General features: G+C 34.7%; 24 protein-coding genes. 17 read left to right on the top strand and 7 right to left on the bottom strand.

The genetic code is table 11. The features are described from left to right. Positions 1 to 26: 26 nt before the first annotated feature. The 9 genes from IHE43_RS03305 to proC all read left to right on the top strand — a co-directional run bounded on the left by IHE43_RS03305 (position 27) and on the right by proC (position 10,285). A complete protein-coding gene (locus tag IHE43_RS03305) occupies positions 27 to 1,571 on the top strand; it encodes a patatin-like phospholipase family protein (protein ID WP_192186667.1) in 1,545 nt (514 codons plus the stop codon). 373 nt (positions 1,572 to 1,944) lie between these two features. Next, entirely contained in the window at positions 1,945 to 2,364 is a 420-nt protein-coding gene (locus IHE43_RS03310) for a lipocalin family protein (RefSeq protein ID WP_192186668.1), read from the top strand. A 300-nt stretch (positions 2,365 to 2,664) separates the two neighbouring features. Further along, on the top strand, positions 2,665 to 3,936 hold the full coding sequence (gene serS, locus IHE43_RS03315; RefSeq protein WP_192186669.1) for a serine--tRNA ligase: 1,272 nt from the start codon (positions 2,665 to 2,667) through the stop codon (positions 3,934 to 3,936). Between the two features lie 80 nt (positions 3,937 to 4,016). Beyond that, complete coding sequence (lgt, locus tag IHE43_RS03320; protein ID WP_192186670.1) at positions 4,017 to 4,838, top strand: prolipoprotein diacylglyceryl transferase; 822 nt, start codon at positions 4,017 to 4,019, stop codon at positions 4,836 to 4,838. A 50-nt stretch (positions 4,839 to 4,888) separates the two neighbouring features. Then, on the top strand, positions 4,889 to 6,670 hold the full coding sequence (locus IHE43_RS03325) for a tetratricopeptide repeat protein (protein WP_192186671.1): 1,782 nt from the start codon (positions 4,889 to 4,891) through the stop codon (positions 6,668 to 6,670). Positions 6,671 to 6,796: 126 nt separating this feature from the next. Continuing rightward, positions 6,797 to 7,108: a DUF4286 family protein gene (locus IHE43_RS03330; RefSeq protein WP_192186672.1), complete on the top strand. Its 312-nt coding sequence runs from the start codon at positions 6,797 to 6,799 to the stop codon at positions 7,106 to 7,108. Between the two features lie 181 nt (positions 7,109 to 7,289). After that, positions 7,290 to 8,075 carry a 16S rRNA (adenine(1518)-N(6)/adenine(1519)-N(6))-dimethyltransferase RsmA gene (gene rsmA / locus IHE43_RS03335; RefSeq protein ID WP_192186673.1) on the top strand — a complete coding sequence of 262 codons (786 nt, stop codon included), beginning with the start codon at positions 7,290 to 7,292 and terminating at the stop codon, positions 8,073 to 8,075. Continuing rightward, entirely contained in the window at positions 8,059 to 9,408 is a 1,350-nt protein-coding gene (gene mgtE / locus IHE43_RS03340; RefSeq protein ID WP_192186674.1) for a magnesium transporter, read from the top strand. The genes rsmA and mgtE overlap by 17 nt, the downstream gene beginning before the upstream one ends. Before the next feature lie 100 nt (positions 9,409 to 9,508). Then, complete coding sequence (gene proC, locus IHE43_RS03345) at positions 9,509 to 10,285, top strand: pyrroline-5-carboxylate reductase (protein ID WP_192186675.1); 777 nt, start codon at positions 9,509 to 9,511, stop codon at positions 10,283 to 10,285. A 202-nt stretch (positions 10,286 to 10,487) separates the two neighbouring features. Here the strand turns inward: proC and IHE43_RS03350 are convergent, their stop codons facing one another. Together IHE43_RS03350 and nhaA are read right to left on the bottom strand one after the other, a co-directional pair. After that, positions 10,488 to 10,787, bottom strand: coding sequence for an antibiotic biosynthesis monooxygenase (locus IHE43_RS03350; protein ID WP_225585359.1), 300 nt, complete (start codon positions 10,785 to 10,787; stop codon positions 10,488 to 10,490). 62 nt (positions 10,788 to 10,849) lie between these two features. Next, a complete protein-coding gene (nhaA, locus tag IHE43_RS03355; protein ID WP_192186676.1) occupies positions 10,850 to 11,992 on the bottom strand; it encodes a Na+/H+ antiporter NhaA in 1,143 nt (380 codons plus the stop codon). Positions 11,993 to 12,245: 253 nt separating this feature from the next. On the opposite strand from nhaA, the gene IHE43_RS03360 reads away from it, so the two are divergent. The 5 genes from IHE43_RS03360 (at position 12,246) to IHE43_RS03380 (ending at position 14,916) form a co-directional block, all read left to right on the top strand. Beyond that, positions 12,246 to 13,190: a 2-hydroxyacid dehydrogenase gene (locus tag IHE43_RS03360; RefSeq protein ID WP_192186677.1), complete on the top strand. Its 945-nt coding sequence runs from the start codon at positions 12,246 to 12,248 to the stop codon at positions 13,188 to 13,190. Between the two features lie 215 nt (positions 13,191 to 13,405). Further along, a complete protein-coding gene (locus tag IHE43_RS03365; protein WP_192186678.1) occupies positions 13,406 to 13,831 on the top strand; it encodes a DUF805 domain-containing protein in 426 nt (141 codons plus the stop codon). A 16-nt stretch (positions 13,832 to 13,847) separates the two neighbouring features. Beyond that, positions 13,848 to 14,126, top strand: a complete 279-nt coding sequence (locus IHE43_RS03370) for a TM2 domain-containing protein (protein ID WP_192186679.1) — start codon at positions 13,848 to 13,850, stop codon at positions 14,124 to 14,126. Between the two features lie 72 nt (positions 14,127 to 14,198). After that, a complete protein-coding gene (locus tag IHE43_RS03375) occupies positions 14,199 to 14,462 on the top strand; it encodes a TM2 domain-containing protein (RefSeq protein WP_192186680.1) in 264 nt (87 codons plus the stop codon). A gap of 43 nt (positions 14,463 to 14,505) precedes the next feature. Next, complete coding sequence (locus IHE43_RS03380) at positions 14,506 to 14,916, top strand: DUF805 domain-containing protein (RefSeq protein WP_192186681.1); 411 nt, start codon at positions 14,506 to 14,508, stop codon at positions 14,914 to 14,916. Between the two features lie 73 nt (positions 14,917 to 14,989). Here IHE43_RS03380 and IHE43_RS03385 read toward each other — a convergent pair whose 3' ends face one another. Next, positions 14,990 to 16,792 carry a lysophospholipid acyltransferase family protein gene (locus tag IHE43_RS03385; RefSeq protein ID WP_192186682.1) on the bottom strand — a complete coding sequence of 601 codons (1,803 nt, stop codon included), beginning with the start codon at positions 16,790 to 16,792 and terminating at the stop codon, positions 14,990 to 14,992. Positions 16,793 to 16,912: 120 nt separating this feature from the next. Here IHE43_RS03385 and IHE43_RS03390 point away from each other — a divergent pair, with 120 nt between their 5' ends. The 3 genes from IHE43_RS03390 to IHE43_RS03400 all read left to right on the top strand — a co-directional run bounded on the left by IHE43_RS03390 (position 16,913) and on the right by IHE43_RS03400 (position 20,051). Beyond that, positions 16,913 to 17,674, top strand: coding sequence for an exodeoxyribonuclease III (locus IHE43_RS03390; protein ID WP_192186683.1), 762 nt, complete (start codon positions 16,913 to 16,915; stop codon positions 17,672 to 17,674). A 121-nt stretch (positions 17,675 to 17,795) separates the two neighbouring features. Next, the gene (locus tag IHE43_RS03395; protein ID WP_192186684.1) at positions 17,796 to 18,740 is read left to right on the top strand and encodes an OmpA family protein; all 945 of its coding nucleotides are present in this window, start codon (positions 17,796 to 17,798) and stop codon (positions 18,738 to 18,740) included. Between the two features lie 273 nt (positions 18,741 to 19,013). After that, positions 19,014 to 20,051 carry an aldo/keto reductase gene (locus IHE43_RS03400; protein WP_192186685.1) on the top strand — a complete coding sequence of 346 codons (1,038 nt, stop codon included), beginning with the start codon at positions 19,014 to 19,016 and terminating at the stop codon, positions 20,049 to 20,051. A 112-nt stretch (positions 20,052 to 20,163) separates the two neighbouring features. Here IHE43_RS03400 and IHE43_RS03405 read toward each other — a convergent pair whose 3' ends face one another. The 4 genes from IHE43_RS03405 to panD all read right to left on the bottom strand — a co-directional run bounded on the left by IHE43_RS03405 (position 20,164) and on the right by panD (position 25,219). Continuing rightward, positions 20,164 to 22,128, bottom strand: a complete 1,965-nt coding sequence (locus IHE43_RS03405) for a transglycosylase domain-containing protein (protein ID WP_192186686.1) — start codon at positions 22,126 to 22,128, stop codon at positions 20,164 to 20,166. A gap of 19 nt (positions 22,129 to 22,147) precedes the next feature. Then, on the bottom strand, positions 22,148 to 23,509 hold the full coding sequence (gene radA / locus IHE43_RS03410; RefSeq protein WP_192186687.1) for a DNA repair protein RadA: 1,362 nt from the start codon (positions 23,507 to 23,509) through the stop codon (positions 22,148 to 22,150). After that, positions 23,509 to 24,663 (bottom strand): alpha/beta hydrolase, encoded by a 1,155-nt coding sequence (locus tag IHE43_RS03415; protein WP_192186688.1) that lies wholly within the window; start codon positions 24,661 to 24,663, stop codon positions 23,509 to 23,511. Before IHE43_RS03415 ends, radA begins: the two co-directional genes overlap by 1 nt. Before the next feature lie 205 nt (positions 24,664 to 24,868). Then, positions 24,869 to 25,219, bottom strand: coding sequence for an aspartate 1-decarboxylase (gene panD, locus IHE43_RS03420; protein WP_026984155.1), 351 nt, complete (start codon positions 25,217 to 25,219; stop codon positions 24,869 to 24,871). Positions 25,220 to 25,229 lie beyond the last annotated feature (10 nt).

A 25,229-nucleotide genomic window follows, 5' to 3' on the forward strand; every position in this document is an offset into this window, starting at 1 on the left:
CGCTTTATGGATTTAATTGATTTAAAATGAGATATGTATACGGTCAAATAATAGTGCTTCTTTTTTTTCAATCGGGCTTTTCTCAAAATAAAATCAATCTTTTTTCAGAGATCAACTATAGTTCAATTCCAACAGTTTCTTTAAATGACTATAAATCAGTTCAGGAGCGTAATGCTAAATTTCAGAATCCGAATATTGCTTTAGGAGTTGCCATTTCGGGAGGTGGTTCAAGAGCGCAGTTTTTTAGTATGGGCGTTCTTTTGGGTTTAGAAGAAATCCAGGAAAACAATCAGCAACGTAACTTCTTAAATGAGATTGATTATTTCTCAACAGTTTCGGGAGGCTGTTATTCGGCGGGATATTATTTAACAATTCTAAAAAACAGACTCAATCACGACAATTGTACATTTAATGAGTTTTATTTCTCCAAAGCTGATGCCTTTAAAGATTATGTGGATAAATCGGCTACAATTTTGTCACTTTTAAACAATAGCCGAAATGAAAAAGGCGATAAAATCTCGATGACACAACGACTTGATTCGGAGATTCTGCAATATGACAATACGAATCCTGATAACCCAAACAAGTTTTCAACTCAAATGTTGATGTCTGATTTTTTTGTTCCGAAGGAAAGTAAAAACACGCCCAATTTACCAATGATGGTGGCCAATGCAACGGCTTATAACAACGGAGAACGTATTCCGTTTATGCCTCATATTATTCGAGGTTTAAATTTAAATTCGTCTTTGGCGCCAAACAAGGCTTCGATTCCATTAGATCATAATGAGATAAATGATGGATTTAATTTTCCGGTTACTTATGCTATTACTGCGAGTTCTGCTTTTCCGGGCGTTTTGCCAAAAGTGAAATTCGGCGTAAAAAATCAACAGAAAATATTATGTATTATTGATGGTGGCGCTTCGGATAATATGGGATATAAAACCCTGATAGAATTACTAAATAATGATTCTAAAGTAGATAATAAAAACAAAAGAGCACTTTTTATTGATTGTTTGGGACAAGGAAAAAAAGAACCTTACATCAGCGACGAAAAAATCAAACTAATTTCTCTTTTTGAAACAGCATCGTTGTATACGGTTCAAACGCGCTATATCACTTTTGACAGAGATGTCGAAAATTTAATGGATCGCTATAAAATTCCGGTTTCAAATTATCAGGTGATTGGTTTTACAACACTTCGGGATCATTTACTAAAGATGGAGAAAAATCAGAAATATGAAGATTTGGTAATCGAATTAAAAAATTCAGATGATGATTATTCGACCTGGCTTCGATTTTATGCCAACTTCAAAAAAGAATTAATTGATCAATTTGGTGAACTAAGCTTTACAAAAGATAAAGACGGCGAAGTGATTTTGGCTACTTTAAAGCGAGATAAGTTCAACGAATTGACGGCTAGCGAAATTCTGATCTTATATGAATTTGCTTCTCATGTACAAACCAAATTACGCATTGCTCCTGAAGAAAGAGAAGTTTTATTGCTTGCAGGGCGTCTGGCCACCTTTTTGAAAACAAACGAACTTAAGGAATTATTGATTGAACGTAAGTAAATTATTCCACTGCACAGCTTGCATAATAGAGTAAGTACAGCTATTCCACAGAGAGACACGAAGAATAACACAGAGATTCACAAAGAGTATAATAAATCTTTTGTGAATCTCTGTGAATCCTTTGCGCAGCTTTGCGTAATAGAGTAAGTACAGCCATTACAAGAGATTCAAATTGTGTAATAAATCTTTGTGAATCTCTGTGCAAATCTTTGCGAACCTCTGTGTTATAGAATATGATTCCACAACTTTTATACATTATTTATGAATTAACTTACGATTTTCTAGTAATTATGTAAATCATCGGGAAATTTGTGTAACACAACGGGAAACTTTAAAATTAATTTAGCACTATTAATATTTAAAGAAATCAAACATGAAAACGAAAAGCTTATTACTCGCCTTAATCCTAAGCATTGGCTTATTTACAACCTCTTGCAGCAATGATGATAATGAAGGAGAAACATTAGTTCCATTAGAAGGAAAATGGAAACTAAGTAAAATTGGTACTACTTCAGGTGGTACAGAAACATTAATTGATGCGCCACAAAATCAAAGTGGATGCGAAAAAGATTATCTGGAACTTAAATTAGATAATACTGCAACAGAAGGAGATTATGATTCAACAATTAGTGCTTGTGCTATAACAACACGATCAGGTATTTATTCAAGATCACACAATAATTTAACTACCGTTATAAATGGTGTAAGTAAAACTCAGGACATCGTAAATCTTACGCTTTCAGAATTGAAAGTGAAAGATGCTAATGGTGCGATCACGGTTTATACCAGATAAATTATTATTTGCTGAATCTCAATTTTGAGAGACAGAAACGGAAACGGCTTGGGGGCTGTTTCCGTTTTTTTGTTTTTATTCCGTAGTTGTTTCACAGAGATACACAAAGAATTACAGAATCCCTGAGCGTCGGACGCAAAGATTTTTTTTAAAACTTTGTGTAACTCTGCGGAACCTTCGTGAATCTCTGCGAAACAACAACGAAATAACTTTTTCATTTTAAACTTTGTCGTAATCTTAGCAAACATTTCCTTAAATTTGCTTCCTTTATATAAAAATACTAGTTATAAACACAAAGCTATGTTACAAATCGCATTTATTAGAGAGAATCAGGAGAAAGTAATCAAGGCTTTAGCAAAACGAAATATCGATGCTAAAAGCGTTGTTGAAGAGGTGGTGCAATTAGACGAAAACCGTCGTGCTACACAGGTGGAATTAGACAATACTTTAGCTGAATCTAATAAATTATCCAAAGATATAGGGGAATTAATGAAAGCGGGTGAAAAATCTAAAGCCGCAATCTTAAAAGAAAAAACAGTTTCCTTAAAAGAAAAAAGTAAAGAATTGGGCGAAAAAGCAGAAGCTTTAGCAACCGAATTGACAAATAAATTATACACATTGCCAAATCTTCCGGCAGATATTGTTCCCGAAGGAAAAACTCCGGATGACAATTTGAATGTTTTTCAGGAAGGCGATATTCCGGTTTTACACGAAGGCGCACAACCTCACTGGGAATTGGTAAAGAAATATGATATCATCGATTTTGAATTGGGTGTAAAAATTACAGGCGCAGGTTTTCCGGTTTATAAAGGAAAAGGTGCTCGTTTGCAACGTGCCTTAATCAACTACTTTTTAGATAAAAATACAGCAGCAGGATACAATGAAGTTCAGGTACCGCATTTGGTAAATGAGGCTTCTGGTTACGGAACAGGACAATTGCCAGACAAAGAAGGTCAAATGTATCATTCAACTATTGATGATTTATATTTGATTCCTACGGCTGAGGTTCCGGTTACGAATTTATTCCGTGATGTTATTTTAAACGAAAGTGAATTGCCGGTTTTACATACAGCTTATACACCATGTTTCCGTCGTGAAGCAGGCTCTTACGGAGCTCACGTTCGTGGATTAAACCGTTTGCATCAATTTGATAAAGTAGAAATCGTACGTATCGAACATCCTGATAATTCTTATCAGGCACTTGATGGAATGGTTGAACACGTAAAAGATATTTTAAAAGAATTGAAATTGCCATATCGTGTTTTACGTTTATGTGGTGGTGATATGGGTTTCACATCGGCTTTGACTTACGATTTTGAAGTGTTTTCTACGGCACAGGATCGTTGGTTAGAAATTAGTTCAGTTTCTAACTTTGAGACTTTTCAGGCAAATCGCTTAAAATTACGTTTCAAAGACAAAGACGGAAAAAACCAATTAGCACACACGCTAAACGGAAGTTCATTGGCTTTGCCTAGAGTTTTGGCAGGAATTTTAGAAAATTACCAAACGCCGGAAGGAATTGTAATTCCAGAAGTTTTACGTCCTTACTGCGGATTTGATATTATAAACTAATTAATTGCAGTTTACAGTCTTAGTATTCAGTAACACTCTGAAAACTGAGATTGAGACTGGATACTTTAAAAATAACCTGGATGAGCGCAGTATTAAATTGGAATGTAGATCCTGTTATCATTATGATTACAGATAGTTTTCCTTTAAAATATTATGGTGCTCTTTTTGCTTCGGGGCTTTTACTAGGGTATTATATTGTTAGAGATATTTATAAAAAAGAGAAGCTGCCCTTAGATAATCTGGATAGTTTACTGGTTTATGTAATTGTGGGTACGATTTTAGGTGCCCGACTGGGACATTGCTTTTTTTATGAACCTGATTATTTTTTGAAACATCCCTTAGAAATACTTTTGCCTATTCAAAAAATAGGTGGAGTTTATAAGTTCGTCGGTTTCCAGGGTTTAGCTAGTCATGGTGGTACAGTAGGGGTTTTAATTGCTATAATTTTATATTGCAAAAAATATAAAGTTAATTTTTTAGGGCTGTTAGACAGAATGGCAATTGGAGTTCCGATTACAGCGGCCTTTATTAGGATGGGGAATTTTATGAATTCTGAAATCTACGGAAAACCTACAAATGGAAATTGGGGCGTTGTTTTTCAACGCGATGATTTGATTCCGAGGCATCCAACACAATTGTACGAGGCATTTTCCTATTTGCTGATTTTTGCCCTGTTATTTTGGATGTATAAATCAGAAAAGATAAAACAAGCAAGTGGGCTACTATTTGGAAGTTTCCTGACATTGTTGTTTTTGGCGAGATTTTTAATCGAATTTTTTAAAGAAAATCAGGAAAGTTTTGAAAACAATATGTTGATCAACATGGGACAAATTTTAAGTATCCCTTTTATTTTAATTGGCTTAACTTTGATTGTTTGGAAATCGAACGTTGAAATTAAATAATAGTTTACAGTTTTATACTGTGACTGAAACTGCGACTAAAAAACTGAAATATGAAAAACATCCTTATTTATATCGTTTTGTTGTGGTCCGGTTTTGCATTCTCTCAAAATGAGCAATTGGCTCAATATTACTACGACAAAGGCGATTTTGAAAAAGCGAAGATCAGTTACGAAGAGCTTTTAAACAGCGCACCATCCAATACCCAATATTTTTTAAGAACAGTCGATTGTTATCAGCAATTGCAGCAATTTGCTTTGGCTGAAAAAATGATTCAGGATCGTTACAATAGATACAAACAAGGTGTGTTTTTAGTGGAACTTGGCTATAATTTCCAACTTCAGAAAAATGATTCAAAGGCCAAAAACTACTATGATCAGGCTATAGAAAAAATAAAAACGAATGCTAATGATGTTTACGGAATTGGAAATTCATTCGAGAAAAAAGTATTATTAGAATATGCATTGAAAGCCTATCAAACAGCGATGCAGGTACAGCCTAATTACAATTTCAATTTCCAAATAGGAATGTTGTATGGCCAGTTAGGAAAGACCGATCAAATGATTGATCTTTTACTGACAGAATCTTATCAAAATCCACAAAATGCCAATTTGATTCAGACGCAATTATCGCGTTTTATGAATGGCGAAACAGATAATACGGCTTTTAAAGATGCAATGCGAAAAGCACTAATCCTGAAAACGCAAAAAGATCAGGATGTTTTCTGGAATCATTATTTGAGTTGGTTTTATGTACAGCAAAAAGAATTTGGCAAAGCTTTTATTCAGGAAAAAGCGATTTACAAGCGCGAACCTGAGTCTCTTTCTAGCATTGTTAATTTAAGTCAGTTTGCATTAAATGAAGACGACACTGAAACTGCGGCTGAAATCCTGAACTTTATTCTTCTTAATACCAAAGATTTAGATTTGCTAGTGCAGAGCAATTATTATTTAATGCAAATTAAAATTGATAAAGCACAGGAAAAAGAGTATCCAATAATCGATGCAGAGTTACAACAATTGCTTACAACCTATGAAATAACTCCTTTTACCTTATCTTTGCAATTAATTCAGGCGCATTTTAAAGCATTTAATTTAAAAAAGCCAGAAGAAGGTATCGCAATTGTCAAACGAGCCTTAGAGCTTAATTTGAATGATTATCAGGAAGCAGATGCCAAAATGGAATTGGGGGATATTTTGCTTTTACAGGAAAAGTTCAATCAGGCACTGATTTATTATTCGCAGATTCAATTGGATTTAAAGAATGATGTGATGTCGCATGAAGCGAGTTTAAAGGCGGCAAAAACAAGTTATTATAAAACTGATTTTGAATGGGCTTTAAAACAGTTCAAAGAATTAAAGTCGGCAAACACGCAGTTGATTGCGAATGATGCCCTGGAATATTTTTTATTGATAAATGACAACACCGTTGCCGATTCGACACAAACGGCATTGAAGCAGTTTGCAAAAGGTGACTTTTTAATTTATCAGAATAAAAAACAAGAAGCGATTACGCAGTTTCAGAATATTCTGAAAACCTATAAAGGACAGGAAATCGAAGCTGTAACAATGTTGCGTTTAGGTAAAATTTACGAAAGTCTGAAGGATTATAATTCGGCTTTAAGCCAATACCAGCAGATCATTGACCATCATAGCGACGGAATTTATGTTGATGAAGCGCTGTTTTTTTCGGCAGAAATTTACAACGACGAATTAAAAGATATTGAAAAGGCAAAACCTTTGTATGAAAAGGTGATTTTTAACCATCAGGACAGTATTTACTTTGTTGATGCCAGAAAAAAATACCGGGAGTTGAGAGGAGATAAGAATTTGTAAAATTCCAAAAAGCAAATTCCAAACTCCAAAAAGAATAGAATTAATAATATGACGATTTGTTTTAAGATTTTAAGAAGAAAAAAGCTCAGAACCTTAGAACCTTAGAATCTCAGAACCTTTAAAAAAATGATAATTTACAACGTTACCACAAATATACACGAAAGCGTTCACGACCAATGGTTAAAATGGATGCAGGAAAAACACATACCGGAAATTCTGGCTACAGAAAAGTTTTCTTCAGCAAGAATTGTTAGGGTTTTAATTGAAGAAGAAATGGGCGGAATTACCTATTCCGTTCAATATGTTACCGATAGCAAAGAAACTTTAGACCAATATTACATTGAAGACGAACCGAAATTTCATAAAGAAGCTTTAGAATTGTTCGCAGACAAAATGCTTTCTTTCAGAACGGAGTTGGAAGTTATTTCGGAACATTAATTTTTGAGTTTCAGTAACAGAAATTGTGCACAGATTTGACGGATTAAACAGGTTTCCACTGATTAGTAAATTTTAAATTTGTGATAATTTGTGTAATTTGTGGTAAAAAATAAAAAAATTTGGTGTCTTAGTGCCTTTGTGGCAAAAAACCATAGTGCCTTCGCGGCAAATAAAAGATAAAATGGAAAAAGTAAAAGCTAAAAAACATTTAGGACAACACTTCTTAAAAGATGAAAGTATTGCAAAAGCAATTGCTGATACTTTGAGTTTAGAAGGATACGATGAGGTTCTGGAAATAGGACCAGGAATGGGTGTGTTGACTAAGTATTTGCTTGACAAACCAATTAATACGCACGTAATCGAGATTGATACCGAATCTGTGACGTATTTGGGTGAAAATTATCCGAAATTAAAAAATCAGATTATCTCTCAGGATTTTCTGAAATACAATATTAATGAGGTTTACAAAGACAAACAATTCGCTATAATCGGGAATTTCCCTTATAATATTTCGACTCAGATCGTTTTTAGAACCTTAGAGTTCAGAGACCAGATTCCTGAGTTTTCGGGAATGTTCCAAAAAGAAGTTGCAGAGCGAATCTGCGAGAAAAAAGGCTCAAAGGCGTACGGAATCTTATCCGTATTAGCCCAGGCTTTCTATATTACTGAGTATTTGTTTACTGTTGACGAAAATGTTTTTATTCCTCCGCCCAAGGTCAAGTCGGGTGTGATGAAAATGACCCGAAAGGAAGATTATAGTCTTCCATGTGGTGAAAAGTTGTTTTTTACTGTAGTGAAAACTGCTTTTCAGCAAAGACGAAAAACATTACGTAACAGTTTGAAAACATTAAATTTAACTGATAATTTGCGATTAGACACTATCTTTGATAAACGTCCCGAGCAACTTAGTGTAGAAGAATTTATTGAACTGACTCAAAAAATAGAAGCCGATGGAGTTCAAAGTTAGCAAAGAATTAATCCACCAATTAGAAGAGCATATTGTTAATAAAAACGACCAGGAACTTGAAGTTTTATTAAACGATTTGCACCACGCTGATATTGCCGAAATCCTGGATGAACTGGATTTCGACGAAGCAACTTATATTTTCAGGGTTTTAGATAGTGATAAAACAGCAGAAATTCTTCTGGAATTAGAAGATGATTTGCGTGAAAACATCTTAAGCCGACTTTCGCCTAAAGAAATTGCGGAAGAGCTTGATGAGCTTGAAACCAATGACGCGGCTGATATTATCGGTGAACTTTCACAGGAAATCAAAGCCGAAGTAATCTCGGAAATGCTTGACGTCGAGCACGCAAAAGACATTGTCGATTTGTTGCGTTACGACGAAAATTCTGCCGGTGGTTTGATGGGGAAAGAGTTGGTAAAAGTCAATGAAAACTGGAATGTACTGACTTGCGTAAAAGAAATGCGTATTCAGGCAGAAAATGTTTCCAGAGTACATTCAATTTATGTGGTTGATGATGAAAACCGTTTAAAAGGCAGATTATCACTAAAAGATTTATTGACGACTTCTACCAAAACACAAATTGGCGATATTTATATTCGAAAATTAAATTTTGTAAACGTCGATACTGAAGATGTTGAGGTAGCACGTATCATGCAAAAATACGATTTAGAGGCTATTCCGGTTGTGGATGAACTCGGTCGTTTGGTCGGAAGAATTACTATTGATGATATCGTAGACGTAATAAAGGACGAAGCTGATAAGGATTACCAATTGGCGGCGGGTATCACACAAGACGTTGAATCTAACGATAGTGTTTTGGAGTTAACCAAAGCACGTTTGCCATGGCTTTTAATTGGTATGGTAATCGAGATTGTGGCTTCTTTTGTCTTGAAAGGGAATGAAGCTACATTTCAAAAGTATTCTACTTTAATTATTTTCGTTCCATTACTTTCGGCCACAGCCGGAAATATTGGCGTTCAGGCTTCTGCCATTGTGGTACAAGGTTTGGCGAACGGAACTTTAAAAGAATTTAGTCGTGGTTATTTTAGTAAGGAAATTTCTGTATCGATGATTTCCGGTAGTATTATTTCATTACTTCTTTTAGGATATCATTCGATTATGTACCAACAATATTTAGTGGGAATGGCGATTTCGATTTCGATGATTGTAGTGATTTTATTCGCTGCGACTTTAGGAACTTTGGTGCCGCTTTTCCTTCATAAGAATAAAATTGATCCCGCAATTGCGACAGGTCCGTTTATCACAACAACCAATGACGTTTTTGGAATTATGCTCTACTTTGGAGTGGCAAAATTGATTCTAGGGTTTTAGATTTTTGCCACAAATTAATAGATTACAGTGATTTAAGATCCTTAAAATCTATGTAATTTGCAAACCGAAAATATGCTATTAACCAGCCAATAAATAAGCAATGAAAGTACATATAATTGGAGGAGGGAATCTGGGGGTTTCTATTGCCTTGGGAATTGCCAAATTCTCCAAAAACAATCAGGTTACAGTAACAAGAAGAAACACGGCAAGTATTCTATATTTAGCTGAATACGGAATTACAGTTTCTAACGATAATAAACATAACATTCAGGAAGCTGATGTGGTAATTTTAACGATAAAACCATATCAGGTTGATACTGTTTTTGCTGAAATTTTACCAGTAATCAAAGGAAAAACGATAGCTTCTGCAGTAAGCGGATTATCCTTAGATGTGCTTCAATCCAAAACAAATAACGAATTTCCGGTAATTCGAATCATGCCGAATATTGCGGCGCAGTTCGGAGAATCAGCAACTTGTATTTCTTTTCCTGAAAAAGACAGAGAAAAAGCATTGCCAATTGTCGATTTATTCCAGGATTTAGGAACGGCTCCGGTTATTGATGAAAAATTAATGGATGCAGCAACTGTTCTTGGAGCATGCGGAACGGCTTATGCCTTAAGATATATACGTGCGTCAATGCAGGCCGGAATCGAAATTGGTTTTGATTCGCAAACGGCTTTAGCAATTGCCGCGCAAACCGTAAAAGGAGCTGCAAAAATGTTGCTAGAGGAAAAAGTACATCCGGAACAATTGATTGACCGTGTAACGACGCCTCAGGGTTGTACAATCGTTGGTTTGAATGAAATGGAACACAATGGTTTTAGTTCTTCCTTGATTAAGGGTATTAAAACTTCTTTGAAACAAATCAAAGGTTAGGTTTTTAAAGAAATTCCAATATAAAAAATTCCAAATTCCAATGCTTAGGCTTGGGATTTGGAATTTTTGTTTTTACACTAAGCGTAACTCGCCAAAGATTGGTGAATAACTATGCGGAATTTCTTGTGTGATCCTTTTCCTCCTTCAGGATGACAAGTTTGCAAATAATTGGAATTTGGTATTTTTTATATTGGAATTTTAATCAGCTAAAAACCTCAAAATGTTCCACCTTCTCTTCAAATTCTAAAAGAAAATGAACATCCTCAGGGTAATATTTCGCTTTTTCAAAATCTTTGCCGGCAAAATTTTTAATGACTTCGAGATTCTCCCAATACGTAATTAAAGTAAAGTGGGCTTCGTTGCTTTTGATGTTTCGTAAAAAGGATAATTTTATAAAACCAGTTGTTTTTGAATAGTCAGGAATAGCGGTCTTTTGTAGAAATTCGGTGTAAACCTCATAATCTTCGACTTTTGTTTTTCCGTGCCAGATTCTTGCAATCATAATAATAAGTTTTAAAAATAGTTATGATGTGATGTTGGAATTTGGGATTTTCTATATTGGATTTAAATTTTCTTCTTCTTCAAAACATACTTCAAATAAACAAATCCGGAAATTCCGGAAAGCACAGAAGCGATCAAAATAGCAATTTTAGAAAAAACAATAGTTTCAGGATCTTTGAAAGCTAAAATGGTAATAAAAATCGACATTGTAAAACCAATTCCGCCCAACATTCCTGCACCTAAAATATGTGTCCATTTTAATTTTTTAGGCAAAACGCAAAGACCGGCACTTACTCCTAAAAAAGAAAAAAGCAGAATTCCTAAAGGTTTTCCAACGACCAATCCTAAAATAATTCCGAATGAATTGGGATGATTTAATCCTTCATGCCAATCAGATTCTATAGCAATACAGGTATTGGCAATCGCAAATAATGGCAAAATCAGGAAAGCAACGGGTTTATGTAAAAAATGCTGTAATTTATACGAAACTGATTTTTCTCCACCATCTTCAAACGGAATTACAAATGCCAAAATAACGCCCGTAATAGTTGCGTGAACACCAGAATTCAGCATAAAATACCACATAAAAACACCGCCAATTAAATATGGAATAAAGTTGTTGACTTTCTTTCTGTTTAAAATAAACAAGAATCCCCAAATAGCTAATGCAATACCAAGATTTATAAAAGAAATAGAAGTGGTGTAAAAGATGGCAATAACAATTATGGCACCTAAATCATCAATAACCGCAAGCGCAGTTAGAAATACTTTTAAAGATGCCGGAACCTTGCTTCCTAAAAGGGATAAAATTCCAATTGCAAAGGCAATGTCTGTTGCCATCGGAATTCCGGCTCCGTTTTGGGTTGCAGTTCCAAAATTTAAGGCTAAAAATATTCCGGCAGGAACGAGCATTCCGCCTAAAGCCGCCATTAAGGGTAAAGAAGCATTTTTTATACTTGATAATTCTCCATGGTAAATTTCACGCTCTAATTCTAAACCAATCAACAAAAAGAAAATAGTCATTAATCCGTCATTGATCCAGTGTGTGATGGAATGTCCGCCTAAATCTTTTTCCCAAAAAGCGATATAATCAGTCTGAAAAGAAGAGTTGGCAAGATAAAGCGAAATAATAGTAACAAAAAGCAATAACAGCCCTCCTGATTTTTCGTTTTCAAAAAAAGATTTAAAAGTTTTGGTCAATATCATTTGTGAGAATTTTTGCTGATTTGAAGATGAATATCGGGTAGAATTCTCAGCGAAGTTATTTTCAAAGTTAGAAAAAATATAGGCAATAAAAAATTCTATCCAAGTTAAGACTCATAGTTTGGCTTTAATTAATCTCACAACAGATTAATACACAGAGTTTTGAACCTGAAACCTGAAACTTGAAACTTTCTAACATTTAGTAATAAATAATAAGCTGTATTTTTGTTTTTCTTTAGTATAATAAATCTTAGTTATGAGTGTAAAAATTCTACATATCGACAGCAACAATCCAATCCTTTGGCAACAACTTGAAGAAGCCGGTTTTGAAAACCATGCCGATTTTAAATCTTCAAAAGAAGAAATCGAAGCTAAAATTCACGAGTATAACGGAATCGTAATCAGAAGTCGTTTTAAAATTGACAAAACGTTTTTAGATAAAGGAGCCAATTTACAGTTTATTGCCAGAGTTGGCGCGGGTTTAGAAAGTATCGATTGTGATTATGCAGAGGCAAAAGGAATTCATTTAATTGCTGCTCCGGAAGGTAATCGCAACGCTGTTGCAGAACATTCCCTGGGTGTAATTCTATCCCTTTTCAATAATTTAAATCAGGCCGACGCCGAAATAAGAGCCGGACACTGGAATCGTGAAAGCAATCGCGGTCATGAACTGGACGGAAAAACTGTCGGGATTATTGGTTATGGAAATATGGGAAAAGCTTTTGCCAAAAAGCTTCGCGGTTTTGAGGTTGATGTTTTGTGTTATGATATTCTGGACAATGTGGTCGACGAAAATGCCAAACAAGTTTCTTTGGAAGAATTACAAAAAAGAACCGATGTGCTGAGTTTACATCTTCCGTGGACACCGGAAACGGACAAAATGGTAAATAAAGATTTTATAAACGCATTTGCAAAGCCATTTTGGATTATTAATACTTCGCGCGGTAAAAATATTGTTACAGCGGATTTAGTTGAAGCTATGAAGTCTAAAAAGATTCTGGGAGCAGGTTTGGATGTTTTGGAGTATGAGAAATTATCTTTTGAAACACTTTTTCAGGATAAAAATACGCCCGAGGCTTTTCAATATTTATTAGAAGCCAAAAATGTTTTGTTGACACCACATATCGCAGGCTGGACTTTTGAAAGTCATGAACGTTTGGCACAGGTTATTGTAGATAAAATCAAAGCGGTTTATGCGTAATAGCCCAATGTGGCTAAGACTTAAGGAGTTGTATTCTTTTTGTAAAATCAATTTAGTTTTTAATAACAAGTCTTTTCTTTAAAAGTAACATTCGGAATTAGTTTTTAAGATTATTTTTTTCTAATATTGTTCGGAAAATTTTTAACAAATTTTTTAGAGAGGAGCGGCCGAAAATCCTAAAAAGAGTAGGGTTTAACTAACTAATTTTATTAATTATGATTGAATGGTACAAAAAAGTAGTTTTTGAAAACTATGCAAATTTCAAAGGAAGAGCCAGAAGAAGTGAATACTGGTATTTTCGTTTGGCGAGTACAGTTATCTTTTTATTGTTTGTTGTTTTAGGACTTATTATATACGCGGCTACAGATAATGGTCCTTTGGCTCTTGGTTTAGCTTATGGCTTACTTATGCTTTATGCACTGGGAACAATGATTCCGTCTTTGGCAGTTTCAGTTCGAAGAATGCACGATATTGGTAAAAGTGGCTGGACTATTCTAGTAGCTATGATTCCATTGGTTGGTCCAATTTGGATTCTGGTATTGTTATTCACAGAAGGAGATTCAGGTGAAAACTATTATGGAACCGATCCAAAAAATGAAATTGAAGAAATTAATGAAATCGGAAACGTTGAATTGCAATAATTTAAAATAAGTAAAAATGGAAAATACAAAACCAGAAGCCTGGAATACACCATCAACCCCAACACAAGAGAATAAAAAAGTTGTTGCCGGAGTTTTAGGCATTTTATTAGGAGGATTTGGAATACATAAATTCATCCTGGGATATACACAAGAGGGGATTATTCAGTTAGTAATCACTTTGGTTACTTGTGGAATTGGAAGTTTAATAGGTTTCATTGAGGGAATTATTTACCTGACGAAAACAGACGAAGAATTTTATCAGACTTATCAGGTTGGAAAAAAAGGCTGGTTCTAAAACATAAAAAATCCCATCTGCAACTGTGGATGGGATTTTCTTTTTAATAATAATTGATTTTAAATTTAAATTATGGAAAATACACAATCAGAGTTTGGAACTTCCAAACCAGAAAATAAAAAAGTTGTTGCTGGAATTTTTGGAATTTTACTTGGAGCTTTAGGAATTCATAAATTCTATTTAGGTTACACCAAAGAAGGAATAATTCAAATACTTCTTAATCTTTTATGCGGACTAGGTAGTTTAATAGGACTTATAGAAGGAATTATTTACCTAACAAAGACCGACGAAGATTTTTACCAGACTTATCAGGTTGGTAGAAAACCTTGGTTTTAATATTTAAATACTTTTATTAAAAATAGATTACAATTAAGAAATTATGATTGAATGGTACAAAAAGGTAGTTTTTGAAAACTACGCTAATTTTAGTGGAAGAGCCAGAAGAAGTGAATATTGGTTCTATACATTAGCGACAATAATAATTTCAATTCTTTTGATGATTGTCGATATTTTTTCAGGTCTTACTATTGGAACAGGAGAATTAGGAATATGTCGCGGTATATATTCTTTATTAGTTTTTATACCTGGATTAGCTGTCTTAGTTAGACGTTTGCATGATGTTGGTAAAAGCGGCTGGTTTTTCTTTATCGTATTTATACCTCTGGCTGGAGTAATCTGGCTTTTGGTTGTATTATGTACAGAAGGGGAATCAGGAACAAATCAATGGGGAATAGATCCAAAAGATGACTTTGATGAAATTAGCGAAATTGGAAACGAACAGCCTTACTAGTTTTAAATAAGAATTATAAAGAAAATCCCGCTAGTAAGTGCTAACGGGATTTTCTTTTTATATCAATTTGCAATTAATCTTCTTTCTCGGATAATTTGCGCTCTAATTCTATTTGAAATTCTTCAATAACGGGTTTCATTGTGCTTTCAGGAATATCTGCGATTCTGATGTACATTAAACCGTCAATTGCATTGTTGAATAAAGGATCGACGTTAAAAGCTACAACACGTGCATTTTGCTTGATGTATTTCTTAATTAAAACAGGCAAACGTAAATTTCCCGGCTCTAATTCGTCTATGATTTTATCAAATTTATTTAAGTCTGATTCGGCTTCATCAAAAATAAAGTCTTTATCAGCGTCTTTCAGTTTTACTTTATAAGCTTTCTTAGGATGAATATATTGCGCAATATAAGGATCGTAATAATTTGATTTCATAAACTCAATCATCAGTGATTTTGAGAAATCAGAGAATTGATTACTGATACTCACGCCGCCTAATAAGAATTTGTGTTCCGGATAACGTAGTGTGGTATGAATAATTCCTTTCCACAACAAGAATAAAGGCATTGGTTTTTGCTGATATTCCTTTATGATAAAAGCACGTCCCATTTCGATCGATTTGTGCATCATATCGTGCAATTCAGGCTCAAATCTAAACAAGTCATTCAGATAAAAACCTTCAATTCCATATTTCGGATAAATTTCAGAACCTAATCCCATACGGTAGGCACCTGCAATTTTTTTGGTTTCATCATCCCATAAAAACATGTGGTGATAATATTGGTCAAATTTATCTAAATCGATAGATTCATTTGTCCCTTCACCAACTTCACGGAAAGTGATTTCTCGTAAACGTCCAATTTCATGTAAAATATTCGGAACAGATTTAGCTGTAGCAAAAAATACTTCGTAATTTTTACTTTGCAGTAAACGGCAATCGCTGTTTCTTAACGCATCAACTTCAGCAATCATTTTTGATTCGCTTGCCGGCGTTACAATTTTTTTAGGTGCTTTTGGTATTTTTAAGCTCGCGGTATCAATCAGTTTGCTGTCCTTTTCAAAAGGATTGGCAAGCATATAGGTTTTCTTTCTTAAGAATTCTGAATATTCTTCAAACGATTCAATTTCGTTTTGTTCGTTTACCGAGATCGGTTTACCAATACGAACTTTAATTACACGATCTTTTTGAGTTAATAGCTCTGATGGTAATTTTGCAGTACGCAAAGTATCGTCAATTTTAGAAAGCCAATAAAATAATTTACTGTTTTTAGCATGAAAATAAATCGGTACAACAGGAACTTTTGCTTTTCTGATTAGCTTCAAAGCCCCTTCTTCCCAAGGTTTGTCGACTACTAATTTTCCATCTTTATAAGTAGAAACTTCCCCGGCAGGGAAAATTCCCAAAGGTTTTCCATCGCTTAAATGGCGTAAAGTTTCCTTGATTCCTACCACGCTTGATTTGGCATCCTTATGATTTTCAAAAGGATTAACCGGCATGATGTATTTTTTAAGCGGAACAATTCGGTGCAATAAAAAGTTGGCGATGATTTTGAAATTTGGTTCTCTTTCCAACATTAATTTCAATAATAAAATACCATCAATTCCTCCAAGCGGATGATTTGAGATGGTAATATAAGCGCCGTCTTTAGGTAAACGTTTTAAATCTTCTTCAGGAATTTCGAATTTGATTTCCATCTCATCCAAAATCCCGTTTAAAAACGGAACATCCTCTAAGTGTTTATTATGATCGTAAATTTTATTAAGGGTAGAGATCTTAAGAACCTTCATAAGAATCCAGCCTGAGAAAGTACCGAAAACTCCGTACTTATCAACATTTATTGCCTTTGCAACTTCTTTCGCGGTAACTAAACCCATGTACTATTTTTAATTTATTAGAGCAGCGAACAAAGATAACAAAAAACTCTACTTTTCGTTGATTCCAACACAAACTTTCCACTTTTTTATTACATTTGGAATCCTAAAAAAAATACACTGATGAAAATTATTTCTTATAATGTTAACGGAATTCGTGCAGCAATAACTAAAGGTTTTATCGAATGGCTGCAACAGGCAAACCCTGATGTAATTTGCCTTCAGGAAATAAAAGCGACTCAGGAACAAATTCCGGTCGACGATATCACGGCCGCAGGCTATCCGTTTCAATATTATTATCCCGCAACAAAAAAAGGATATAGCGGTGTTGCTATCCTTTCTAAAATAAAACCCAACAATGTCGTTTTCGGAACCGGAATTCATCACATGGATTTTGAAGGTCGTAACCTTCGTGCCGATTTTGACGATTGCTCTGTAATGAGTTTATACCTTCCATCAGGGACAAATATTGAAAGATTAGATCATAAATTTATGTTTATGGATGACTTTCAAAACTATATCAACGAATTAAAAGTAACCATTCCGAATCTGATCATTTGCGGCGATTACAATATTTGTCACGAAGCAATAGATATTCACGATCCCGTTCGTAATAAAACCGTTTCAGGATTTTTACCACAAGAACGCGCATGGCTTGACGGTTTTATGAAATCTGGTTTCATCGATAGTTTCCGTCATTTCAACAAAGATCCGCACCATTATTCGTGGTGGAGTTATCGTGCCGGAGCCCGTGGGAATAACAAAGGATGGCGTATCGATTACAATTTGGTAAGCGATTCCATGGAGCACAGATTAAAACGTGCTGTTATTCTTCCAGATGCCATACATTCAGATCATTGTCCGGTTTTAGTTGAAATTGATTAAAGTTTGGTATTGTTCTTGTTGAAAGAATAGCAGTTTAAAATTCAAAATTGACATTGTTATTGGTATTGAATTTTGATATTGTTTGATTATTAATACCCTCCAAATAAAACCAAAAAGTAAAATGATTAAAAAGGCCTCTATCGGATTACTAGTTGTAGCCATGTCTATGACTTCATGTGTGTCCAAGAAAATTTACAACGATCTTGAAACCAAATATTCAGATCTTAAAAAAGAAAATCGTTCCATCGCTGATGAAAATGCTGAATTGCAAAAATCAAAAAATCAGTTAGAGTTAGATCGTGATAAATTAACTAAAGATTTAGCTAGTACAAAAGATGATCTTGCTAAACAAAAAGCAGATTTAGCTGCAGAACAAAAGAAATACAAAGTATTACAGGATTCTTATAATGCATTAGAGAAAAACAGCAACGATGCATTAGAAAGTAATATGGCTAAAAACCGTGAATTGTTAGCGCAATTAGAAGCAAAATCTAAAAAACTAGCCGAAGAACAAGCACGTTTAGATAAAACAGCAAGTCGCTTAAACGAACTTGAAGCGATGATTGCTGCAAAAGAAGCGGCAATGAAAAAACTGAAAGAAACGTTGTCTAAAGCCTTAAACGGTTTTGAAGGAAAAGGTTTGACAGTAGAACAAAAAAACGGAAAAGTTTACGTTTCTATGGAAAACAAATTGCTTTTCAACTCAGGAAGCTGGGCTGTTGGAGTAGAAGGTAGAAAAGCGGTTGTTGAATTAGGAAAAGTATTAGGAGATAATCCGGATCTTTCCGTATTAATTGAAGGACATACAGATGATGATCCATATGCAGGTTCAGGTCCAATTGCAAACAACTGGGATCTATCAACTAAAAGAGCGACTGCAATTGTAAATATTTTAAGTGAAAACACTAAAATCAACAAACAAAAATTAACAGCTGCAGGTCGTAGCGAATTTTCTCCATTGGCAAGCAACGCAACTCCGGAAGGAAAAGCAAAAAACCGCAGAATCGAAATCATCTTAACGCCAAGATTAGATGAAATCGCTGAGATGCTTAATAGCATAAACTAAGACGCTAAGGTTCTAAGGGACTAAGATTCTAAGTTTTAAAAAAGGGTTCAAAGTAAAACTTTGAACCCTTTTTTTTGAAATCTCAAAATTGAAATCCCAAATTCCAATTTTGAACCTGTTAGTAATTTTGGAATTTGGAATTTACTTTTTATGTCCTTTTTAACTTTTGTCACATTTTCATTTGAAAAATCCCGTTGTATCTTTGAACCTTATAATACGAAGAGAAAAACCTTAGCATCTTAGTGACTCAGTACCTTAGAACCTCAAAAAGAAATGAAATACACAACTTTACCCAATACCGATATAAAAGTTAGCAAAATATGTCTCGGAACGATGACTTTCGGGCAACAAAATACAGAGGCTGAAGGACATGCTCAAATGGATTATGCACTTGAAAGAGGCGTGAACTTTTTTGATACCGCCGAAATGTATTCCGTTCCGGCAAGCGAGGCAACTTACGGGAGTACAGAGAAAATCGTTGGAACCTGGTTTAAGAAATCAGGAAATCGCGAAAAAGTAGTTTTGGCTTCAAAAATCGCTGGTCCAAATGCCAATTTTGGTTATATGCGCGAAAAACTGGATTTCTCTCCTGCAAGTATCAAATATGCTTTAGATAATAGCTTAAAACGCCTTCAGACAGATTATATCGATTTGTATCAAATGCATTGGCCGGAACGCAAAACCAATACTTTTGGACAACGCGCTTTTAAAGTTCAAAATGATCCCTGGGAAGATAATTTCAGAGAAGTTCTGGAAACTTTTGATGGATTAATCAAAGAAGGAAAAATAAAAAATATTGGTGTCTCTAACGAAAATGCCTGGGGAATGATGCGTTTTCTGGAAGAAAGTAAATATCAAAACCTGCCAAGAATCAAAACCATTCAAAATCCGTATAACTTACTAAACCGCCTTTTTGAGGTTGGTTCTGCTGAAGTTTCAATACATGAAAATGTTGGTTTACTTGGATATTCCCCATTAGGATTTGGAACTTTGACGGGTAAATTCTTAACCGGAGAAGAGCATCCGAATGCGAGAATTAAACTTTTTCCGCAATATACGCGCTATAACAGCGAGCAATGTACACAAGCAACAAAATTATATCAGGAAATTGCTAAAAAACACGGATTAACATTGACAGAATTAGCAATGGGATTTGTATTGCAACAGCCGTTTCTGACAAGTACTATTATCGGTGCTACAACATTGGAACAATTAAAAGAAAACATCGACACAATTGATATTGTCCTTTCAAAAGAAATCTTAAACGAGATTGAGAAAGTTCAGGCGATTATTCCTGATCCGGCTCCTTAAGAAACTATAGCCACAAAGACGCGAAGTCGCAAAGTTTTTTATTAGAAGATGAAAAACTTTGCGACTTCTCAGTTTTAAATACTTTGTGTCTTTGCGCCTTAGTGGCAAATCATTACAAATCAAATTCACCATCCGTTGCTAATGAATCAACTGGAATCGCAGTCGAATCAGGAGCTTTAATTTTTATTAAGGAACGCGCATTTCCGGAAATGTAAACAGGCAGTTGTCCAAGGGTGTCTTCCGGAATCAAAAGACCTCGGCGAAACATTAGATTCTTCAGGAACTTTTGATTTTTTACAGCATAATCTCTTAAATTACCCTCGTCATTGAATTGATACATGAATTTTCTCGGCTTCGGAATAATCGTAGCTAAAAACAAACATTCATCTACATTTAAAGCAGAAGGAGCTTTTTGGAAATAAAAATGACTTGCTTCGCCAATTCCGTATACATTTGGCCCCCATTCGATAATGTTGAAGTATACTTCCAGCATTCTTTCTTTACTTGCAATGCGATTGTTTTCTAAAATATAAACCAACAGAATTTCTTCCAGCTTTCTCGAAAGCGTTTTTTCACGAGTCAGGAAAACATTTTTAATCAACTGCATGCTGATTGTACTCGCTCCTCGTGAGAATTTTTTGGTTCTGATGTTTTTAAGAATCGATTGTTTGAATGCCTCGTTGATAAAACCACGATGTGAAAAGAAAGACGGATCTTCCGTCGTCAAAACAGATTTTCTTAAATAAGGCGAAATCTGGTCTAAAGGCGTGTAATTCGGATTTGCATTTCCAACCAAAATTGGGCGTTGTTGAACATTCTGAATAATAGCGCGATAGACAAATTCTCCGTTTAATTTGTTCAGATTAGCTTCTCCGTATTTCGTGATTCTTAAATCTTCCTTATTCATTTTGCTGTCAAAAACCAGCGTATTCGGTTTGTTTTTATTGAATTTGAAATCCAGTTTATAATCGAAATTTCCGGTCGCTTCCATTCCCTGAAAATGCGTAAACAATCCGTCCGGCAACGAAACAATAAAGTCCTGCGCCTTCATTTTCGGAATAGTAACTTTCAAAGTATAAACCGTATCCTTTTCAGTATTATAAGAAATATAAGGTTTTACTTTTATTTTATTCAATTGCATGGTAGAAGTGCTGTCGATGGAAATGAAATCATCTCCCAGTAAAAAGCGATAATCAAAACGGGCATTTTTGATCACAACATCTTTGCTGGCAATTTTTGGGTGATTGATTTTTAAATTGGTAATCGAAGTATAACCGTCAATGTGTAATTCGCTTCCGTCTTTATCAATGTTTTCAACATTCAGTCGAATAGAATCAAAACTTGCTTTAAGATTATAACGTTCATCTAAATACGGAACACGAATGGCGCCGGTATCCAGATTAAAAAATCGAATATCTGCTTTTTTGTTTCTGGGATCGGCAAAACCTTTTATGTTCCAGCGTTGGTCAAAATCCTTGCTTTGAACGTGAAGATTGGTTTCGAGCTGTTTGTTGTCTAAAACGAGTTTGCTAATCGCAATTGAAGCTTTTTTACCATTATCATCAATTCTGAAATTTAGGTTTTCCAAATTCATATCTGTCGGAACTAAATTCAGTAGCTGTGAGATAATACGATAGGCAAAAGTGGCGTATTTACGTTTTTCATTATTATCTGACTCTGATTTATCCCTTTTCAGAAAAGCATCAAAATTTCGAACTTTTCCTTTTTTTACAAATTGAACGTAGCCATTGTTGATTTTCAACGTTCCAACCTGAACATTACCAATCAATAAATTCGATAAGCTGATACTGGTTTCAATTTTATGGATGTGAAAAAGTGTATCAGCATTTTTTGGAACCAGAATTACATCTGTTAATTTAATCGTGGACAAACCATCAAACGAGGCCGATTTTACTGAAAAAGTACTGTTATAATCGACATTCATTTTGCGGGTTACTTTGGCAATGGCTTGTTTTAAAAGCGAATCGCGAAAAAAGTAAAGTCCTGAAAAAAGCACTGCTAATACCAGGGCAAGTACTAAGAGTGCTTTGTAAATTTTTTGTTTTGGAAAATTCATAAAGTAGGTTTATAAAAAATTAACCAAATAAAATACTGGCTACATCTTCAATTTTAGCAACAAGCTCAATCTTGATTCCGGTATTTTTTAAGGCGATTTTATTGTATTTGGATACAAAGATAGTATTGAAGCCTAATTTTTCAGCTTCCTGAATACGCTGATCTACGCGGTTTACCGGACGAATTTCTCCTGAAAGACCAACTTCTCCGGCAAAACAAAAACCTTTTGTAACCGGAATGTCTTCGTTTGAAGACAAAATGGCGGCAACAACGGCTAAGTCTATTGCAGGATCATCGACTGAAATTCCACCTGTTACGTTCAGAAAAACATCTTTGGCACCTAAACGAAATCCGGCTCTTTTTTCTAAAACAGCCAATATCATGTTTAGTCTCTTTGCGTTGTAACCTGTAGTGCTTCGCTGAGGTGTTCCGTAAACTGCGGTACTCACAAGCGATTGTATTTCGATCATTAACGGACGCATACCTTCCATCGTAGTGGCAATCGCAGTTCCGGACATCTCTTCGTCTTTATGGGAAATCAATATTTCTGAAGGATTGCTTACTTCTCGCAAACCGCTTCCTAACATTTCATAAATTCCCAATTCAGCTGTTGAGCCAAAACGATTTTTTAAGGAACGTAAAATTCGGTAAACGTGATTTCGATCGCCTTCAAATTGCAAAACGGTATCGACCATATGTTCTAAAATCTTTGGTCCGGCGATATTTCCGTCTTTCGTAATATGTCCGATTAGAATAACCGGAATATTGGTTTCCTTAGCAAATTTGATTAACTCGGCCGTTGTTTCTCTAATTTGAGAAATACTCCCAGCCGTTGATTCAATATAATCCGTATGTAAAGTTTGAATCGAATCGATAATGACAATTTCGGGTTGAATGGCTTCAATTTGTTTGAAGATATTTTGCGTTTTCGTTTCTGTCAGAATGTAGCAATTGTCACTATTCGGCGTAATTCTTTCGGCACGCATTTTTATTTGTTTCTGACTTTCTTCACCAGAAACATATAAAGTTTTATAGGGTAATTTTAATGAAATTTGAAGCAAAAGGGTGCTTTTTCCTATTCCCGGCTCACCTCCTAAAAGCGTTAAAGAGCCAGGAACGATTCCGCCGCCTAAAACACGATTCAATTCGCCATCAGTGGTGTCCATTCGGATTTCCTGAGCCGAATCAATTTCATTGATTTTTAACGGACGCGGTACTTTACCGGTTGCCGTCGGTTCACTTTTCCAGGCGACTTTTTCCTGCTTCTGAATGATTTCTTCGGCAATAGTATTCCATTCTTTGCAGGCATTGCATTGCCCTTGCCATTTGGCATATTGGGTTCCGCAATTCTGACAAAAAAAGGAAGTTTTAACTTTTGACATTATTTGGTTTTTTTGGCAAGTGTGTTCATTTCGTCAATTTTCTCATACATCAAATCCTTGTTCAAATCACCAATTGGTTCCATTTGCGAAGCATTTTGATACTTTTTTGAAGCGTGTTTCGGATCGCCCATTTTTTCATACATCAATCCTAATTCATATTCTCCTAACATCGCTTTTGGATAATTTACATTTCCAATTTCGGCCATTTTTCCTAATTCATCGTACGCATTTCTTTTTAAGATAAGATTTTCAATTACCTTGAAATCACTCATTCTTACAGGAATCTGAACGCCCAAAACTTTAGACATTACATTGTATTTGTTTTCTAAATAATCAGCATAACCAGATTGGAGAACTGCAATTTTTTCATTGAATTCGGCGGAATTTATCGGTCTGTATATTTCGAAAATTTGGTATAATGCACTTGGAATGGAGTGTAAAACTTCAGTATAATGCGTTGTGTTTTTAAATACATCATATTTATAATTCACTAACGGATTGTTGGCAATTTTAATATTGCTGTCTAACTTTTCTATAGGCTCCTTGATTTTTTTGATATCTCCATCAGCCGCAGATAAATAGTAAAAGAAAGGTTCTGTTACTTTAGCAAATTTTTCCGGGATTCGAACTTCCATTTTAGGAGCAAGTTCCGGACTTAGGCAGATATAAGCGTTAAAAAGAGGCTGTTCCTTGTATAAATAAAAATTGATAAAACTTGCCGTTACATCATGACCAGCAATCATTTTGAAAGGGGCAGTGCGGTATTTTTTCTCTATGTATGGAAGTAATTCTCCGCCAATAAATTCAAAGAATTCTGCACCTTTTTCAAAAGGTAATCCTGTGTTTTGATCGATTGTAGTATCGTCGTAACGTTCTTCATCTTTATTTTGATGAACACCAATAATAATCATTTCTGGTAAATCTCCCCAATAGGTACCATAACTTATGGCTCCGGAAAAAGGGTCAAATAAATAATCGCCATCTAATAAATAGAGAACGGGATATTTTTTTTCGGGATTGGCTTCATAAGAAGCAGGAAGTCCGATGGTTATTCTTCTCTCTTCTCCCAGTTTTTCAGATTGAATGTTGTCAAATTTTTTCTGGGCAAATGAAGAAATAGACACTAAAATAAACAGTAGGTAAGCTTTTTTCATGATTTGTGGCATTTCAGTAAATTAAAAAGTATTGAAATAATGTAGCAATATAATACTTTATTTGCTTTTTTCTTACAGTTAAGATTTTTAAAAAGCAATGAACTTTCGACTCTGAAATTGTTTCGATTTTAGTCCAAAGAGGCAGTGTTTGTACAAAAATAAATTTTGACAAATCAGTAGGGAAGATAAAGTGTAAAAGGAATACTTAGGTTAACGAATTATCGTTTTCATTAGGGAAAATGATCCATGGTTTGAAGGTTTTAGCTTCTTCAAAATCCAGGGTAGCATATGATATAATGATAATAATGTCGTCTTTTTGAACTTTTCTTGCAGCAGGACCATTCAGAGTAATATCGCCTGAATTTTTTTCTCCTTTAATAGCATAAGTTTCAAAACGTTCTCCATTATTGATATTTACAATAGATACTTTTTCACCTTCAATAATATTTGAGGCTTCCAGTAATGTTTCGTCAATAGTAATACTGCCGATATAATTTAAATCAGCTCCAGTTACTTTTACACGATGAATTTTAGATTTTATAACTTGAATTTGCATGTTGCAAAGG

This window comes from Flavobacterium sp. MDT1-60, assembly GCF_014844035.1.
Classification (GTDB): domain Bacteria; phylum Bacteroidota; class Bacteroidia; order Flavobacteriales; family Flavobacteriaceae; genus Flavobacterium.

What these genes read in the sequence shown, in the direction of transcription:
- IHE43_RS03415 (WP_192186688.1), bottom strand. Translation starts at nt 24,663, where the DNA reads ATGAAAAAAGCTTACCTACTGTTTATTTTAGTGTCTATTTCTTCATTT.
- IHE43_RS03305 (WP_192186667.1), top strand. Translation starts at nt 27, where the DNA reads ATGAGATATGTATACGGTCAAATAATAGTGCTTCTTTTTTTTCAATCG.
- IHE43_RS03375 (WP_192186680.1), top strand. Translation starts at nt 14,199, where the DNA reads ATGGAAAATACACAATCAGAGTTTGGAACTTCCAAACCAGAAAATAAA.
- IHE43_RS03310 (WP_192186668.1), top strand. Translation starts at nt 1,945, where the DNA reads ATGAAAACGAAAAGCTTATTACTCGCCTTAATCCTAAGCATTGGCTTA.
- mgtE (WP_192186674.1), top strand. Translation starts at nt 8,059, where the DNA reads ATGGAGTTCAAAGTTAGCAAAGAATTAATCCACCAATTAGAAGAGCAT.
- radA (WP_192186687.1), bottom strand. Translation starts at nt 23,509, where the DNA reads ATGTCAAAAGTTAAAACTTCCTTTTTTTGTCAGAATTGCGGAACCCAA.
- IHE43_RS03390 (WP_192186683.1), top strand. Translation starts at nt 16,913, where the DNA reads ATGAAAATTATTTCTTATAATGTTAACGGAATTCGTGCAGCAATAACT.
- IHE43_RS03325 (WP_192186671.1), top strand. Translation starts at nt 4,889, where the DNA reads ATGAAAAACATCCTTATTTATATCGTTTTGTTGTGGTCCGGTTTTGCA.
- lgt (WP_192186670.1), top strand. Translation starts at nt 4,017, where the DNA reads ATGAGCGCAGTATTAAATTGGAATGTAGATCCTGTTATCATTATGATT.
- IHE43_RS03405 (WP_192186686.1), bottom strand. Translation starts at nt 22,128, where the DNA reads ATGAATTTTCCAAAACAAAAAATTTACAAAGCACTCTTAGTACTTGCC.
- IHE43_RS03360 (WP_192186677.1), top strand. Translation starts at nt 12,246, where the DNA reads ATGAGTGTAAAAATTCTACATATCGACAGCAACAATCCAATCCTTTGG.
- IHE43_RS03380 (WP_192186681.1), top strand. Translation starts at nt 14,506, where the DNA reads ATGATTGAATGGTACAAAAAGGTAGTTTTTGAAAACTACGCTAATTTT.
- panD (WP_026984155.1), bottom strand. Translation starts at nt 25,219, where the DNA reads ATGCAAATTCAAGTTATAAAATCTAAAATTCATCGTGTAAAAGTAACT.
- IHE43_RS03350 (WP_225585359.1), bottom strand. Translation starts at nt 10,787, where the DNA reads ATGATTGCAAGAATCTGGCACGGAAAAACAAAAGTCGAAGATTATGAG.
- serS (WP_192186669.1), top strand. Translation starts at nt 2,665, where the DNA reads ATGTTACAAATCGCATTTATTAGAGAGAATCAGGAGAAAGTAATCAAG.
- IHE43_RS03330 (WP_192186672.1), top strand. Translation starts at nt 6,797, where the DNA reads ATGATAATTTACAACGTTACCACAAATATACACGAAAGCGTTCACGAC.
- rsmA (WP_192186673.1), top strand. Translation starts at nt 7,290, where the DNA reads ATGGAAAAAGTAAAAGCTAAAAAACATTTAGGACAACACTTCTTAAAA.
- IHE43_RS03385 (WP_192186682.1), bottom strand. Translation starts at nt 16,792, where the DNA reads ATGGGTTTAGTTACCGCGAAAGAAGTTGCAAAGGCAATAAATGTTGAT.
- IHE43_RS03370 (WP_192186679.1), top strand. Translation starts at nt 13,848, where the DNA reads ATGGAAAATACAAAACCAGAAGCCTGGAATACACCATCAACCCCAACA.
- IHE43_RS03365 (WP_192186678.1), top strand. Translation starts at nt 13,406, where the DNA reads ATGATTGAATGGTACAAAAAAGTAGTTTTTGAAAACTATGCAAATTTC.
- IHE43_RS03395 (WP_192186684.1), top strand. Translation starts at nt 17,796, where the DNA reads ATGATTAAAAAGGCCTCTATCGGATTACTAGTTGTAGCCATGTCTATG.
- proC (WP_192186675.1), top strand. Translation starts at nt 9,509, where the DNA reads ATGAAAGTACATATAATTGGAGGAGGGAATCTGGGGGTTTCTATTGCC.
- nhaA (WP_192186676.1), bottom strand. Translation starts at nt 11,992, where the DNA reads ATGATATTGACCAAAACTTTTAAATCTTTTTTTGAAAACGAAAAATCA.
- IHE43_RS03400 (WP_192186685.1), top strand. Translation starts at nt 19,014, where the DNA reads ATGAAATACACAACTTTACCCAATACCGATATAAAAGTTAGCAAAATA.